This is a genomic window from Paenibacillus lacisoli, from assembly GCF_030580655.1.
GTDB classification, from domain to species: Bacteria; Bacillota; Bacilli; order Paenibacillales; family Paenibacillaceae; genus Paenibacillus; species Paenibacillus lacisoli.
Genome location: NZ_JAUQTB010000003.1, coordinates 279,890 through 292,890 on the forward strand (window position 1 = coordinate 279,890; position 13,001 = coordinate 292,890).

The following is a 13,001-nucleotide window of genomic DNA, read 5'->3' on the forward strand; positions in this document are numbered from 1 at the left end:
CCCCCTTACATAACGATAATGCAGATGAATGAGACTGAGAGTATATATGGATGGGAGCTAACAGCATGTTTGAGGATCTGGAACTGTATGACGTGACGATTATTGGCGGCGGACCGGCGGGGATGTATACGGCCTTTTACAGCGGCATGCGCGATCTGAAGACGAAGGTGATTGAATTCAACCCCGAGCTGGGCGGACGAATTCATTATTATCCTGAGAAAATCATCTGGGATGTGGGAGGGCTGACCCCTGTTACAGGAGCGCAGCTCATGCAGCAGCTCATCCAGCAGGCACAGACATTCGAACCTGATCTGGTCTTTAATCAGCAAATTACCGGACTGGAAAGGCTGGACAATGGTAACTTCATTCTTACTGCAGCAACAGGTGAACGCCATTATACCAAAACCGCTATTCTCTGTATGGGGTATGGTGTTCCCAAAATGGCAAAGCTTGAGATTGAAGGGGCGGACCGCTATGAGGTGACGAACCTGCATTATACCGTCCAGGAGCTGGAGATATTCCGGGGAAGACGCGTGGTCATCTCCGGCGGCGGGAACTCGGCGGTAGACTGGGCCAATGCCCTTGAACCGATTGCGGCAAGTGTGACCGTCGTGCACCGGCGTGAAGAATTCGGGGGGCATGAGCGGCATGTTGCCCAGATGAGGCAGTCCCGTGTGGACGTGTGTACGCTGTGCGGCATTGCTGAGCTGCATGGCTGCGGCTCCTGTATTGAAGAGGTGACGATTGCCCATCTGGAGACAGGAGAATCGATCCGGCTGCCGGTGGATGATGTTATTGTAAACCACGGCATGCGCGCAGATCTGGATGCGCTGAAGCAGTGGGGACTGGAAATGAACGAGGGCCATGTCGTCGTGGATGAGAAGATGGAGTCCAATATTCCGGGCATATTTGCCGCAGGTGATCTTGCGCAATACCCGAACAAAGTACGGCTCATTGCAGGATCTTTTACAGACGGGATCAATGCGGTGAACAATGCGAAGTTAAGAATCGACCCGAAGGCAGATAAGGTAGGGTACGTCTCTTCTCATAATGAACGGTTCAAGGAGCGGAACAAAGCGCTTGGACTGGTCGGAGACGAACAGAAAATCTAACATACAGGTCCTGAATACACAGATTGAACTGCTGCTTCTTTTACCAGAGCAGCAGTTTTTTTGTGTTGGGAAACAGCCTTCTGCTGATTGTGCGGCAGGGAGTGTTTAAAGTATGTTATAAGAAAGAAAAGGTGTCGAATGAAGGCGAAATTTTTATGATTTTGTCACTTTCTCCGCTGTGAAAATGGTATGATGGTAAGGATTGCGAAAGAAGCTTATATTGGAGGAATGGCTGAGCATGAACCGAAGTCAGACGGCTCACGCAAGTCGTGCCAAAGTGACGATTCTCGTCGTATCCCTCATGCTGGCTGTTCTGCTGGTAGTCAATACGGTGTATTACTTCTCTGCGCGTTCAGCGCTGATTGAAGCCCAGAATGAGAAGATGAGACTGATTGGCGATGAGATTAAAATATCCCTGGAGCTGTCGCTCAAAGGGGAAAAGCAGTTCGAAGACGGATTGGCGGTCTATCTGCGTGCAGCCGCTGTCGCAGCCCAGGCTCAGCTGGACCCGGATATCGAGAAGGTAACCAATGATGAATTAAAGGTGCTGAGCGCTAAAATCGGTGTCGATCATATTACGCTGATGAAGCGCGAAGGCGACGATATTATCGGCTATAAATCCTCTGATCCCAAAGAAATTGGCATGAGTACGAAGGATTGGACGAATGATTGGTTCGAAGCCTTTAACCAGCTGCTGGATGGCAAGGAGGTTACTGTCAAGTCGGGTCTCGCTTTACCGCACTACTGGAGCGGTCCGCTAAACACCTCTGCAACGAATATGAGAAATGTAGACAAGTGGGGATATTACCACGACGGGACGACCAACTATATTATTGATCCGTATATCCATGATACGACCTTCAGGACTTATCAGGAAACGACGGGCGCCAACGCAGTCATCCGACGGATTATTGAGAACAATCAGGACAGCCACACGCTGGAAATTACAGTGTTTAACAGTCCGATTTTTCTGAATGAGAAGAAACCGAATATTAACTCCGGCGTTACCTGGTACCGGGACCGGGAAGTGCTTTTTGGCTCTTATGATTACAAGGACCGTGAGGACAGATCCTATGTCCGGCAGGCTGTCGACCTGGGTACGAATACATATTATGAGACAGAGATGAATGGCAAACCCGTCCTGAAGACGTATATGAATGCCCAAACGGAATACCCTGTCGTTATTGGCCTGGTGTCCGATCTGTCAGGACTTCAATCGGCGCTCCGGGTACAGCTGGTGCAAATTTCTGTCATCATCGGCATCGTAACCGTTGTGCTGCTGGCGGCCATGCTGGCCGGGTTGGCGTGGATTCGCCGAATGACCGAACGGGCGGCGCGCAGCGTACAGGATCTGTATGTCGAGAATATTGATTCCCTGTTCCGTTCCATCCGTGAGCAGCGCCATGATTTTAACAATCACTTAACCACTATCAATTTGCTGGTTGCCCTGAAGCAGTATGACGAGCTGGAGAAATATACCCGGGAGCTGAGCGGAGAATCCCGTGTCCTGGGTGAAATGATCAATATTAATGTCCCTGCTCTGTCCGCGCTGATACAGGCCAAGTATACACAGGCGGTTGAGAAACGAATAACTTTTGAGCATGACATCATGAACCTGAAGCAGCTGGAGCTGGGAACCGTGAAATCAACGGAGCTCGTGCGAATACTCAGCAACCTGATTGATAACGCCTTTGATGCGCTGCTGCAATCCGATGTCGCAGACAAGATCGTGCGTGTAACCGGGAATTATGAGAAGGGAAGGCTGATTTTCAAAGTGTTCAATAATGGCTTGCCCATTCCGCCCGAGCTGAGGGAGAAGATCTTCGAGAGCGGGTTCAGTACCAAAGGAGACACGGGACATTCCGGGCTGGGGCTGTCTATTATCCGCGGGGTTCTAGCCAAATATAAGGGCAGTATTCAACTGGAGAGCAGTGAGCAGGGGACTGAGTTCCGGGTAAGTATTCCGATCTAAAGAATCCGTGCGCTGCAAAAAAGCTGCTGAAGTAAGCCGATTGTCCCTTGACGGAGAGAATGCGGTCTTTTAAATTTGTATATAATACAATTTGCATAGTCGTCGTGTTGAAAAACATGAGTGTATGTCTGCATCATCAGGATGAAGACGTCGGGTCCAGAATAAGGTTAAAAGAGCCTCCGAGACCACCGGCAGGCTGTCGGCGGTTAAGGGGGCTTTCTTAGAATAGACCGGGAGGGATGAGTATGGGTACGGACTTCGGCAGCGCGTTATCCCCGGAAGGGGCAGGGTTCACAAGGAACGGCGCATGGATAAGGACGGATATGGATGAACTGCTGGGCATTCCGCCTGCAGTGGAGCCCGCTCTCCCCGATGCCCGGCCGGAGTGGCTCATGCGGTGGCCTGCAGCCAAGCGAATGGTCCAGTATGACGGTATGGTATATCTGTCCGGCGGCCAATTTGTAATGACGGGAGCACATAGCCGGACACGGCAGCCATTACACCCGCCGGTTATGAAAGCGGTAACAATAAAACCGTTCTATATTGACACTTGTGCTGTGTCGAATGCACAATTTCTCGAATTTACCGAGGATACGGGTTATGTAACGGAAGCGGAAGAGAAGGGATCTTCCTGGGTCCATCAGTCGCTGGCTGTTTCAGCAGAGCCTGCCCATGTGCTGCATGAAGGAGAGGACGGGACCTGGATGGCTGTAGCCGGTGCAGATTGGCGGCATCCCTACGGCCCAGACACCGATCTGTCCGGCAGAATGGATCATCCGGTCGTTCATGTATCGTGGGTAGATGCTGCAGCTTACTGCAGCTGGGCAGGTAAACGTCTTCCAACGGAAGCCGAGTGGGAGTATGCTGCCCGGGGCGGAAGGGATCTGATGCAGCATTGCTCACCGGTCTCCTCCCTGCCTGTGGAAGGAAGCCCAGACCGAGTCAATGCAGAGCCGGCCAGAGGGATAATGTACCCGGCAACCTCGCCGGTGCGCTCATTCGTTCCGAACGGGTATGGGCTGTATCATATGGCTGATACTCTGTGGGAATGGTGCATTGATTGGCTGGAGCCGCTCCAAGACCATGAGACGGAACGGAATCAAGCCGCAGGAGGCCCTGCTTCTGGCAACGAGAAGGTGCTGCGCGGCGGCCTGTACGGGGAAACTGCTGATCAATCCCTGCCCTATATCCGAAGAGGGGCTGACCCTGTCCTGAGTGCCTGCTGCTTTGGGTTTCGCTGTGCAGTCCATGTCTAAGCTTCCACGAGCAGCAAATGAGAAAGAATTAAATTCCATACAGCCGATTCCCTGCAGCGGTTCTACCGCAGAGCGGGGATCGGCTTTTTGACTTGTGTTTTGCAGCTGCAGATACAGGATTGACTTGCACATCAGGACGGAATTATAATTAGGTTACCTATTTAATTGTATGACTAACTATTTTAAATTTATAACAATCGGCTTATTGCCGTGGGATGAAGGAGGCTGCCAATGAAATCGGGTGACTCACCTGCCCAGAGGCTGTTGTATGCGTTTATGCAGTTCAAGCGTGTGCCGCTGCGCGGATGGCAGGCGGAAGGAAGGACACCAAGCGAAGTGATGGTGCTAATGTCGGTCAAGAAACATATGGAGAGCGGCGGTCCGGGGCTGAAGGTATCAGAGATTAGCCAGCGGATGCGCGTCAAATCTCCGACCATTACACCTGTGATCCGCGGGCTGGAGAACGATGGTCTGGTCGAGCGCCGGCATGATGCGGAAGACCGCAGAGTAGTTCGCATTACGCTGACGCCGGAAGGCGAACAACTGCTGAAACGGATCCACGAACGTATTCACAGCACCTTTGACGGATTGGTTCAGAGACTTGGAGAGGAAGATACGCTGCAGCTGATTGAACTGCTGGGCAAGTCCTTTCAGTATCTAAAGGAAATGAAAGATAACCAAGAACATTCAACAGATGAGGGTGATGAACCATGACCAAATTATTCCGGATGCTCTCTCCTTACAAAGGCATGATTGCACTGGTACTGATTCTTGTCTTTTTTCAAACGCTGGGCGAGCTGTTTCTGCCCACATTGATGTCGAACATCGTGGATAAGGGCATTGTCAAAGGGGATGTTCCTTATATCTGGCGAATCGGCGGTTTCATGCTGCTGGTCTCGGCTGGAGGTGTACTGTGCTCCATTGCGGCCAGTTTTTTCTCGGCCAAGGTAGCTACAGGCTTCGGGCGCGGGCTGCGCAGCCGGATCTTCGGACATGTCGAGCGCTTCTCACTGCAGGAGTTTGACCAGATCGGCACGGCCTCATTGATCACCCGGACTACGAATGATGTTAACCAGGTCCAGCAGGTACTCGTGATGATGCTGCGCATGATGATCATGGCGCCGCTCATGAGCATCGGCGGCATTATTATGGCACTGTCGAAGGATGCCAAGCTGACATTGGTGCTGGTGGTGGCACTGCCTGTGCTTGCGATAGCCATCTGGATTGTAGCGGCTAAGGGAATTCCGCTCTTCAAGGCGATGCAGGTCAAGCTGGACAAATTAAATCTCGTGCTGCGGGAGCAGCTTACTGGAATCCGCGTCATTCGATCCTTCAACCGGACCGAGCATGAGCGTGTTCGTTTTACAGCTGCCAATACGGATCTGACCGACACGGCGATCCGTGTCAACAAGATTATGGCAGCCCTCATGCCGGTTATGATGCTGGTCATGAACTTCTCGACCATTGCGATCGTATGGTTCGGAGGTCTGCGTATCCGTGATGGATACATGCAGGTTGGCGACCTGATCGCATTTATCCAATACGCTATGCAGATTATGTTCTCGTTCATTATGCTGTCCATGATCTTCGTTCTGGTTCCGCGGGCCTCTGCTTCCGCATCCCGGATTAACGAGGTGCTCGATATGAAGCCGGTCATCGTTGACCCGCTGCAGGTGAATGGAGAGGAACTGGTAGAGAAAGCGGGACAATACGAGGATGCAGAGCAAGATGAGGTCGCGGACCAAATGGATGAGACGGAGGAAACGCCAACAGCAGGGTATGTTGAGTTCCATGATGTCTCCTTCAGCTACCCGGGCGCCGAGAAGCCGGCTATATCGGGGATCAGCTTTGCTGCGGGTCCCGGGGAGATTACGGCCATTATCGGCGGTACCGGTTCAGGCAAATCAACGCTGCTGAATCTCATTCCGCGTTTCTACGATGTGAGCGAGGGAGAGATTCTGGTAGACGGCCGGAAGGTATCTTCGATAACACAGGAGGACCTGCGGGCCAAAATTGGTTATGTGCCGCAGCAGGCGGTGCTCTTCACAGGTTCCATTGCCGAGAATATCCGGTACGGCAAGGAAGATGCATCCGATGAGGAGATTCGGCATGCGGCTGACGTAGCACAGGCCACCGACTTTATTGCCTCGATGAAGGACGGTTTCAATTCCGCTATTGCCCAGGGCGGCAGTAATGTATCCGGCGGTCAGAAACAGCGCTTGTCCATCGCGCGTGCACTTGTCCGCAAGCCGGGCATCTATTTGTTCGATGACAGCTTCTCGGCGCTGGACTTCAAGACCGATGCGAAGCTGCGTGCGGCTTTGAAGGGAGAGACCCAGCAGGCTACCGTCATTATTGTCGCCCAGCGTGTAAGCACCGTCATGGATGCTGACCGTATCATTGTACTGGATGAAGGACGGATCGCCGGTATAGGGACGCATCGGGAACTGCTTGAAAGCAATGAAGTATACCGGGAGATCGTATCATCCCAGCTGTCGGAGGAGGAGATTGCATGAGTGAGCAGCCAAGTCATACAGGTTCCCGCCGAAGCGGCCGGCCAGGAGGCGGGATGGGACCTCCGGGCGGCATGGGGCCCGGCAGAATGGGAATGAAGGGTGAGAAACCGAAGGACTTCAAGGGCACGCTGCGGAGACTGACCGGGTATCTGCAGCCGAAGCGCAATCAGTTGATTGCTGTATTCGTTACAGCGATACTCAGTACGATTTTCTCTATTGTCAGTCCGAAAGTGATGGGTAAGGCGACGGATAAGCTTTTTGAAGGCATTTTTGGCATTATGAAGAAAGTTCCGGGAGCTCATATTGATTTCCAGGGAATTGCCCAGATTATTTATATCCTAATTGGTCTGTACCTGCTGAGTTCACTGTTCAGCTATGTGATGCAGTATCTGATGGCTGGGGTAGCGCAAAAAGTGGTCTATGACATGCGTACCCAGATCAACGACAAGCTGACACGCCTGCCGCTCAAGTACTTTGATTCCCGCACCCATGGGGAAATTCTCAGCCGGGCGACCAATGATGTGGACAATATCAGCACGACGCTGCAGCAAAGTTTGACCCAGATGATTACGTCTGTGGTGACGATTATCGGTGTTATTGTGATGATGCTGACGATCAGTCCGCTGATGACGCTGATTGCGCTGTTCACCCTGCCGTTGAGCCTAATCGTAACGATCATGGTGGCCAAACGTTCTCAGGTTCATTTCAAGGGACAGCAGACGGCTCTGGGTGAACTGAATGGACATGTTGAAGAAATGTATACCGGACATAAAGTCGTTAAGGCGTTCGGCCATGAAGTCAAGTCGGAAGCCGAGTTTGAACGAATCAATGAAGAACTCTACCATTCCGGCTGGCGGGCGCAGTTTATCTCCGGTACGATTATGCCGCTGATGAACTTTGTAAATAACCTGGGTTATGTCTTGATCTGTGTAGTTGGCGGGATCTTCGTGACCCGGGGCCGAATTACGGTCGGGGACATCCAGGCCTTTATCCAATATTCGCGGCAGTTTGGTCAGCCGATTACACAGGCCGCGAACATCTCGAATATCATTCAATCGACGATCGCTTCGGCTGAGCGGGTTTTCGAGCTGCTGGATGAAGAGGAGGAAGTGGCGGAAGTATCTTCTCCGGCCCGGCTGACTTCGCCAGCGGGTGCGGTCGGGTTCCATCATGTCCAGTTCGGCTACAAGGAAGGTGAGACGCTGATCGAAGACATGAACGTCAATGTGAGACCTGGCCAGATGGTTGCCATTGTAGGACCAACAGGTGCTGGTAAAACAACATTGATCAACCTCCTGATGCGCTTCTATGAACTGCAGGGCGGTGAGATTACGGTTGACGGCGTTAACATTGCGAATATGAAGCGCAGCGATCTGCACAGCCTGTTCGGCATGGTGCTGCAGGATACGTGGCTCTTCAACGGTACGATCCACGATAACATCGCTTATGGCCGGGAAAGTGCAACGGAGGAAGAAATTATACGGGCCGCAGAGGCTGCCCATGCGGATCACTTCATTCGTACACTGCCAGATGGCTATAACACGGTGCTGAATGAGGAAGCTTCTAATATTTCACAGGGGCAAAAGCAGCTGCTGACGATCGCCAGGGCCATCCTGGCAGATCCGGCGATCCTTATTCTTGATGAAGCAACGAGCAGCGTGGATACCCGGACCGAAATTCATATTCAGGAGGCAATGAACCGGCTGATGCAAAACCGGACCAGCTTTGTCATTGCCCACAGGCTCTCTACAATTAAAGGAGCAGATCTGATCCTGGTAATGAATAAAGGTACTGTTATTGAGCAGGGCACGCACGAAGAGCTGCTGGAACGTCGGGGCTTCTATGCCGATCTATACAACAGCCAGTTTTCGGACAGCACCGTGCAGGCAGGGTAAACCAGGAATTCAACTATTCTTCAGGCATTTCATTCCGCGTATTGGCGCAGGGTGGAATGCCTTTTGGCGTAAAAACACAAAGGAGGAAGCCGGATTCCCCGGCACCCGAGCCGGCGTAAGGTGCATGGGTCCTGTATCATGGGTAATCTAGCTTATCATCGTAAACCATCGGAGACGATATCACATACTATTCTATACGGCTTCACGTATGCAGCAGGGCCGGGATCAGGAGGAAGGCATGCAGAAAACGATCGGTATTATTGGAGCAGGGGTCGCAGGACTGACCGCTGCCGCTTATCTAATCCGGGCGGGCTACCGGGTAACCGTGTTGGACAAAGCTCACTACCCCGGGGGCAGCGCCGGATATTACCTCCGGAAGGGCCGGGCCTATCCCACCGGCGCAACCATCGCCTTCGGGCTGGAGCCGGACGGCTCGCTCCGCAGGCTGCTGGACGAGCTTGGCGTCCAGGTCCCCTTCCATCGGCTTGATTACCCGATGGACATCGTGCTCAGCGCGGGTACTGTCGCGCTGTACCGGGAACGCGAGCGGTGGGAAGCCGAGCTCGCGGAGTTCTTCCCTGAACGCCGTCAGGCTGTCCTGGCGTTCTGGCATCACCTGGCACGGATCGCGGATACCGTGCTGCTCGTCAATGCAGCGCGGCCAGCGCTGCCGCCGGCGCGGCTGTACGATCTCGGCAGCCTGCCCCGTCTTGCGCTCAGCCATCCGCTGCGCATGCTGAAGCTGGTCCCGCACGGACTGCGGACCGTGGAAGGGCTGCTGCGGCGGTACGGCCTTACCGCCGATGAGAATCTGCGCCAGCTGCTGAATGTGCAGCTGATCGACGCGGCGCAGACGGATGCCACGGCGGCCGCTCTGCTGCCATCCAGCGTGGCGCTGGATATCTATCGCCGCGGCAGCTTCGCTGTCGAGGGCGGGCTCGGGGGCTTGGCCGTAGCGCTCTGCCGCCATGTGACAGAACACGGCGGCAATGTCATGCTTGGCTCAGCGGTGGAGAGACTGTCTTATGACCCGGACAGGAAGCAGTGGGAGGTGGCTGCGAAGCGGGGCAGCTTCCGGTTCGATGCGGTCGTTAACGCTGCAGGGACTCCTTTGCTGGAGGAAGAGCGGGAGGCAATACAGCAGCGGGCGCCGGAGCAGAATGTATGGGGAGCGCTGCGGATTGACGCTCTGGTAGCTGCGGCGATCGCCGGAGAAACCGTGCGCCGGGGAGGCGGGACCGATCTGCCGTTCGCCTGGCAGATCGCCCCGGAGGAAGAGCACGAGCTGCTCTTCGGTGATGCGCACGGCCCGGTCTACATCACCCTGCAGCCTGCGCTCGACAGCAAGCTGCAGCCGATCGAGGGCGAACTGATGATGACCGCCTCGGTTCATACAGAGATCAGCCGCTGGCTTGAGCCGGGCCGGGAGGTGTACGAAGAACGCAAGGCCGCTGCGGAGAAATATATAATGGAGCAGGCGGAACGGGTGCTTCCAACCCTGTTCCAGCGGCTGCTGTCTTCCAGTACAGGCACGCCGCGGACCTACCGTCGCTTTATCGGCAAAGCCGCTGTCGGGGGCAGTCCGCTGACCGTTCACAATTCCCTGCTGCGGCCCCAGGGCAGCCGGTCTTCCCTGCCGCATTATTATTATGCGGGGGAGAATGTATTTCCCGGTCCAGGCACGATGTCAGCCATGCTGAGCGGGTGTTACGCCGCTAGGGCAATTACGCACGAAGAATAAGACGGACAACGTTGTCCGTCTTATGAATAGTTGCGCCTGCCTAAGCAGCGCTATCATTGGCTTACCGATGGTGTCTCCCGTGCTGTCCTTCGGGCAGAGCCGCCACAGGGGTATCACCTTTGGGCATATATGCTTGGGTCGGCTGCTCGGGAACCGGTAAGCCGGCGTCTGCTGCCGGTCCTGCCGAACCGGATAGGCGGGAACGCTGTTCCAACAGCTGCTTCGCGACGCTATAGCACTGCTCGATATGCTTATAACCGATCGTGCGCATGGCGCTGTAGCCCAGCACCGCAGCGACCCCTTGTCCCAGGATCGGCATAAATTTGGCAGCCTGCTTGGTTGCAATCCGGATGCCGATCTTGCGCAGCAGCTGCAGGACCGCCTCCCGTGTGACAAGTCTGCCGATCATTTTGCTGCCGATGGACGTAATGAAGCCGTATACCATCGCTTTGGTCTCTGGATCCAGTCCCTCCAGCTGCTTGTCCGATAAGCCGAACCGGGAGTTGATATTAGGCAGCAGCTCCATCAGAATGCTGACATCGGCTACAATATCTGTTCCGGGGAGCGGAACGAGCGAGGTCCCTCCACTGGCAAAAGCCCGTTTGTTAACCATAGCCCGGCATTGATTCCGAATTGCCTCCAGCTCCTCGATCGTGCGTGGCATCTGTTCCATGAGAAACACTCCTTTCATCCTGCTGTACAGGTTCTACTTCTTATTACACCATTTTTATCAGTATCAACGCTCCGGCCTGGACAGATGCGCCGGCAGGCAGCTAAGGATCAAAGGGATGGTTTTCGGGTAAAAGAAGGGCAGAACCCTGATAAGGAAAATAAAAAGATGGAGGAATGCCGTATGGTTGCAAAGGCACTGCTGCTGTATAACGCTAAGGCCGGAAGTACAGGCAACAGCAAGACGCTGGAGAGCGTGGCAGGTACGCTGTCGGCAGGCATCCGCGAGCTGACACTTTATAAGCTGGATGAGCCGGGTGAAGGGGAAAGGATATGCAGGGAACGAGGTGAACAGTATGATGCGGTGTTGATTCTGGGAGGCGACGGTACGGTGCATGAATGTATTAATGGGTTGGCTGTCCTGGACAATCCGCCGGTGGTCGGGGTTCTGCCAGGCGGAACCTGTAACGACTTTGCCCGCACGCTGGGACTCCCGCCTGATCCTGCTGAAGCGGCAGCCGTCCTCCTGGAGGAGCATATCAGGGAGATTGATCTCGGCATGGTCAATGACAGGGTATTTACGAACTTTTGCGGGGTAGGGCTGATTACGGAGACTTCCGAGAATATTAATCCGGATCTGAAAGGCACGTTGGGCAAAATCAGTTACTTTATCAGCACACTTCAGACGATCCGCAGTGCAGAGCCATTCCGTTACATGCTGACAGCAGACGGGGAGACCATGAAGGGGGAGGCGGTTATGATCTATGCCGCGAATGGACGCTACCTCGGAACCAACCAGCTGCCGTTTGCCGAAGACTCTATGTGTGACGGGCTGCTGGATATCCTGGTCATCCGAGAGGCAGGCCTTCCCCTGCTGCGTGAACTGCTGACACGCAAGCCTCATGGCGAATGGACGCCGAAGAATGACAGCATCATCTATATACAAGCTTCCCGGCTGGAATTGACGGTGGAGGGTACTCGCAGAGCGGATACCGATGGCGAAATTTATCTGGAGACCCCGCTGCAGCTGGGCATTCTGGAGCGAAAGCTGAAATTCCTGACGGCCGGCACGAGCTAATGACGGCCGGCACCACTGAGGAAAAGGTGGACCAGTTCCTGGCCTAACTGCTCTGTGCTGTCATGCCATTCTCGTGCTATGCTGCGATTGCCCAGCATCAGCAAGGAGGAGAAGGCATGCGCCAGCATCAACGGATTGCCGCGGCGCAGCTCTCCCTGCTGCATAGCGAGATCAAAGGATTCGGCAAGTGTACGGTGAATATTCTCCTCGGCTTCGAGTATGGTATGACGCTGCTCGGGGCTGAGGAAGGTCTCCGAATTGCGCATCATGGTATCCATATCGGCATGGCTGTTGCGGATTTTTGCCTCGGCGATTTTCTCCAGCCTGCTGCGCAGCGGCCCTGGAGCACGCAGGAACTGTTGGGTCATATCGCGGCTGATCTGCAGCATCCGGGTAACCGCTGCGGTGAACAGATCAGACTTACCATCAAAATAGTAATAGATTGTTGCCTTAGTCACGCCGCAGGCACGGGCGATCTGCTGGAGGGATATCGGCTCATAGCCTGTCTCCATGAACATACGTGAGGCAATGATCAAAATTTGCTCATTCACCGGCGCAGCGCCGGCGTCAGCCTTGGGTCTGCCAGGTAATCTGGATGGTTGGGATGAGTGGGAACGGGTCATGATGTTTGGGCCACCTTTATCTTAATAATTACATAAATTTAGTGTATTGATAAAAAAGGTTTGCATAATTAACCTTCCGGTATATATAATTAACTCGATTATAATATGACCCACGGTTCATTTCCACTGATTATACCGT

Annotated in this window: 10 protein-coding genes; 8 read left to right on the forward strand and 2 right to left on the reverse strand. The window is 53.9% G+C overall.

What is annotated here, in order from left to right; translation table 11 throughout:
* The first annotated feature begins 65 nt into the window (after nucleotides 1-65).
* The 7 genes from Q5741_RS08240 (at nucleotide 66) to Q5741_RS08270 (ending at nucleotide 10,492) form a co-directional block, all read left to right on the forward strand.
* Nucleotides 66-1,112: an NAD(P)/FAD-dependent oxidoreductase gene (locus Q5741_RS08240; protein ID WP_305023594.1), complete on the forward strand. Its 1,047-nt coding sequence runs from the start codon at nucleotides 66-68 to the stop codon at nucleotides 1,110-1,112.
* Nucleotides 1,113-1,350: 238 nt separating this feature from the next.
* Nucleotides 1,351-3,084 carry a sensor histidine kinase gene (locus Q5741_RS08245; RefSeq protein WP_305023595.1) on the forward strand — a complete coding sequence of 578 codons (1,734 nt, stop codon included), beginning with the start codon at nucleotides 1,351-1,353 and terminating at the stop codon, nucleotides 3,082-3,084.
* A gap of 245 nt (nucleotides 3,085-3,329) precedes the next feature.
* A complete protein-coding gene (locus Q5741_RS08250) occupies nucleotides 3,330-4,340 on the forward strand; it encodes a formylglycine-generating enzyme family protein (protein ID WP_305023596.1) in 1,011 nt (336 codons plus the stop codon).
* A 231-nt stretch (nucleotides 4,341-4,571) separates the two neighbouring features.
* A complete protein-coding gene (locus Q5741_RS08255) occupies nucleotides 4,572-5,054 on the forward strand; it encodes a MarR family winged helix-turn-helix transcriptional regulator (protein ID WP_305023597.1) in 483 nt (160 codons plus the stop codon).
* Complete coding sequence (locus Q5741_RS08260) at nucleotides 5,051-6,856, forward strand: ABC transporter ATP-binding protein (protein WP_305023598.1); 1,806 nt, start codon at nucleotides 5,051-5,053, stop codon at nucleotides 6,854-6,856. Before Q5741_RS08255 ends, Q5741_RS08260 begins: the two co-directional genes overlap by 4 nt.
* Nucleotides 6,853-8,751, forward strand: a complete 1,899-nt coding sequence (locus Q5741_RS08265) for an ABC transporter ATP-binding protein (RefSeq protein ID WP_305023599.1) — start codon at nucleotides 6,853-6,855, stop codon at nucleotides 8,749-8,751. The genes Q5741_RS08260 and Q5741_RS08265 overlap by 4 nt, the downstream gene beginning before the upstream one ends.
* Before the next feature lie 238 nt (nucleotides 8,752-8,989).
* Nucleotides 8,990-10,492, forward strand: a complete 1,503-nt coding sequence (locus tag Q5741_RS08270; RefSeq protein WP_305023600.1) for a phytoene desaturase family protein — start codon at nucleotides 8,990-8,992, stop codon at nucleotides 10,490-10,492.
* A 61-nt stretch (nucleotides 10,493-10,553) separates the two neighbouring features.
* Here Q5741_RS08270 and Q5741_RS08275 read toward each other — a convergent pair whose 3' ends face one another.
* Complete coding sequence (locus Q5741_RS08275; protein WP_305023601.1) at nucleotides 10,554-11,165, reverse strand: hypothetical protein; 612 nt, start codon at nucleotides 11,163-11,165, stop codon at nucleotides 10,554-10,556.
* Nucleotides 11,166-11,345: 180 nt separating this feature from the next.
* Between Q5741_RS08275 and Q5741_RS08280 the strand changes: the two genes are divergently transcribed.
* A complete protein-coding gene (locus tag Q5741_RS08280; protein ID WP_305023602.1) occupies nucleotides 11,346-12,239 on the forward strand; it encodes a diacylglycerol/lipid kinase family protein in 894 nt (297 codons plus the stop codon).
* On the opposite strand, the gene Q5741_RS08285 is transcribed toward Q5741_RS08280, so the two are convergent.
* Complete coding sequence (locus Q5741_RS08285) at nucleotides 12,236-12,862, reverse strand: TetR/AcrR family transcriptional regulator (RefSeq protein WP_305023603.1); 627 nt, start codon at nucleotides 12,860-12,862, stop codon at nucleotides 12,236-12,238. The genes Q5741_RS08280 and Q5741_RS08285 overlap by 4 nt on opposite strands.
* Nucleotides 12,863-13,001 lie beyond the last annotated feature (139 nt).

What these genes read in the sequence shown, in the direction of transcription:
- Q5741_RS08245 (WP_305023595.1), top strand. Translation starts at nt 1,351, where the DNA reads ATGAACCGAAGTCAGACGGCTCACGCAAGTCGTGCCAAAGTGACGATT.
- Q5741_RS08240 (WP_305023594.1), top strand. Translation starts at nt 66, where the DNA reads ATGTTTGAGGATCTGGAACTGTATGACGTGACGATTATTGGCGGCGGA.
- Q5741_RS08285 (WP_305023603.1), bottom strand. Translation starts at nt 12,862, where the DNA reads ATGACCCGTTCCCACTCATCCCAACCATCCAGATTACCTGGCAGACCC.
- Q5741_RS08275 (WP_305023601.1), bottom strand. Translation starts at nt 11,165, where the DNA reads ATGGAACAGATGCCACGCACGATCGAGGAGCTGGAGGCAATTCGGAAT.
- Q5741_RS08250 (WP_305023596.1), top strand. Translation starts at nt 3,330, where the DNA reads ATGGGTACGGACTTCGGCAGCGCGTTATCCCCGGAAGGGGCAGGGTTC.
- Q5741_RS08270 (WP_305023600.1), top strand. Translation starts at nt 8,990, where the DNA reads ATGCAGAAAACGATCGGTATTATTGGAGCAGGGGTCGCAGGACTGACC.
- Q5741_RS08265 (WP_305023599.1), top strand. Translation starts at nt 6,853, where the DNA reads ATGAGTGAGCAGCCAAGTCATACAGGTTCCCGCCGAAGCGGCCGGCCA.
- Q5741_RS08280 (WP_305023602.1), top strand. Translation starts at nt 11,346, where the DNA reads ATGGTTGCAAAGGCACTGCTGCTGTATAACGCTAAGGCCGGAAGTACA.
- Q5741_RS08260 (WP_305023598.1), top strand. Translation starts at nt 5,051, where the DNA reads ATGACCAAATTATTCCGGATGCTCTCTCCTTACAAAGGCATGATTGCA.
- Q5741_RS08255 (WP_305023597.1), top strand. Translation starts at nt 4,572, where the DNA reads ATGAAATCGGGTGACTCACCTGCCCAGAGGCTGTTGTATGCGTTTATG.